This window comes from Streptomyces ossamyceticus (assembly GCF_001418475.1).
Taxonomy (GTDB): Bacteria; Actinomycetota; Actinomycetes; order Streptomycetales; family Streptomycetaceae; genus Streptomyces; species Streptomyces ossamyceticus.
In genome coordinates this window covers 1-2257 of record NZ_LIQX01000836.1, presented here as the reverse complement: position 1 = coordinate 2257, position 2257 = coordinate 1, and the positions used below count along the sequence as shown (strand labels likewise).

The window sequence follows — 2257 nt, the reverse complement described above, 5'->3', positions numbered from 1 at the left end:
CGGCGCGGGGCTGCCCGAGGTCGACCCGCCCACGGACGCCCACCGAGTCGACCCCGCGACCCTGACCCGGCTCGCCACCGCGCTGAGCGAACGCGAACAGCCTGTGACGGTGGTCCTCGACGAGTTCGACCGGGTCACCGCCCCCGAGGTGCCGGATCAGCTCGACTTCGTCCTGCACCACGCGGNNGGGTGGCGGGCGAGGTCACCGAGATCAGGGACGCGGAGCTGGCCTTCACACCGGAGGAGGCCGCCACCCTGCTGAAGCTGCACGGACTGCGCCTCCCACCGGCCGAGGCCGACGCGCTCGTGGAGCGGACCCGCGGCTGGGCGGCCGGGCTGCGGCTGTGCGCCCTCGCGGCACGCGAGAGCCCGCACCCGGAGAGCTACCTCAAGGAGTTCGAGGCCGACCGCACCCCGATGGCCGACTACCTGCTGGCGGAGGTGCTCAAGCGGCAGACCCCCGAGACGCAGGATCTCCTGCTCAGGACCAGCGTCCTCGACCGTTTCTGCCCCGACCTGGCGAACGCGCTGACCGGGCGCCTCGACGCCGAGCCGATCCTGGCGGGGCTGCACCGCGCCAACGCGTTCGTGGAGCACCTCGGCCACACCTGGTACCGCCTCCACCCGCTGTTCGGGGAGATACTCCGCGCCCACCTCCATGAGCGCGCACCCGGTCTCGAACCCGAACTGCACCGCAGGGCCGCCGAGTGGCTGCGCGAGTCCGGCTCCCTCACGGAGACCCTCGACCACGGCGCCGCGGCGGGCGTCTGGGACTTCACCGCCGGCGTCCTCGTCGACGACCTAGCCATCGGCCAGCTGTTCACCGGACTGCGCTCCGACGAACTGGCCGACCTGTTCTCCCGGATGGGCCCCGAGGCGAAGAGCCCCGCCACCGACCTGGTCCGCGCGGCCCGCGAACTGGCCCGGCACGACGTCGACCGGGGCCTGGCCCACCTGCGGCACGCGGAGGAGAGCCTCGTGGCACAGGGCCCGGCGGAGGACGCCACCGACCTCGCGGCCGCCTGGCTGAGCTGCGCCCTGCTGGAGGCCGTCGTGGCCCGGCAGACCGGCTCGCCCGGCAAGGCGCTCCGGGCGGTGGCGGCGGCCGAGAGACTGAGCACCCGGATCCCCGCCGACCTGCTGGAGAAGCATCCGGAACTCACCGCGCAGCTCGTGGCCCATCTTGGCTCGGCCCTGCTGTGGGCCGGCCGCTTCGAGGACGCCCGTACCGCCCTGTCCTCGGTGGCCGACGCCTCCGGCGGAGCGGTCACCGAACTCCTGCGCGCCGACTGCCTGGGACGCCTGGCGCTGATCGACTGCCTGAACGGCTGGACCGGCCGGGCGGAGCGCACCGCGCTCGCGGCGACGGCCGCGGCGGAGCGGTGCGGACCGCCGCAGCCGTCCGGTTGCGGTGTCGGACGACTGGTCCTGGCCGCCGTGGCCGTCGACCGCGACGACCTCGCCTCCGCCGAGTCCCTCCTGGAGACCGTGGACGGCTCCGAGTCCATGCTGCGCGACCCGGTACTGGACGCCGGTCAGGCCCTCACGACCGCGCGTCTGCTGCTGGCCCGCGACCGGACCCGGGCGGCGCTGCGAGCCGTACGGGCGTCCGTCCCCGCCGAGGTGGCCTCCCCCTGGGCCGAGGCGTGCACCACGCTGATCACCTCCGACGTCCACCTCGCCGAGGGCCGGCCGCAGGAGGCCGCCGAACTGCTCCGGTCACTGCCCGAGGACCAGCCGGCCTGCGCGGTGGGCGCCGCCCGCGCCCAACTGGCGGCCGGCCGGGCCGACGCGGCGCTCGACCTGCTCGACCGGGCGCACCCGGAGGAGCGCGGCGGCCCCGCGGTGTCCGTCCGCGCCACCCTGGTCCGCGCGCAGGCCGCGCACCAGGCGGGTGACCCCGCCGCCACCCGCCGGCTCCTCGCGCGGGCCCTGCACCAGGCGCGCCGCGACGAACTGCGCAGGCCCTTCTACGAGGCGGGCCCCTGGATCCGGCCGTTCCTCGCCGCGCCGCCCCTGCGGGAACTGGCGGGCTGGCTCCAGCCCGGCACCGCCCACCCGCAGGCCGCCCCCGCCGCAGAGATGATGTCGACGGAGGAGATCGCCGCCGATCTGTATGTGTCGGTGAACACCGTGAAGACCCATCTCAAGAGCGCCTACCGCAAACTGGCCGTCAACCGCCGCAACGACGCGGTACGCCGCGCCCGCGAACTCCGGCTGCTGTGACGGTCCCGGTGCCCACGGGGGCTGCCTCTTA

1 protein-coding gene is annotated in these 2257 nt (G+C 75.3%); it reads left to right on the top strand.

Annotated elements, in window-relative coordinates; all coding sequences use genetic code 11:
* Positions 1-187: 187 nt before the first annotated feature.
* Positions 188-2226, top strand: a 2039-nt coding sequence (locus AOK15_RS39485; protein ID WP_240508809.1) for a winged helix-turn-helix domain-containing protein, incomplete at its 5' end; no start/stop codon positions are given.
* Positions 2227-2257: the final 31 nt, after the last annotated feature.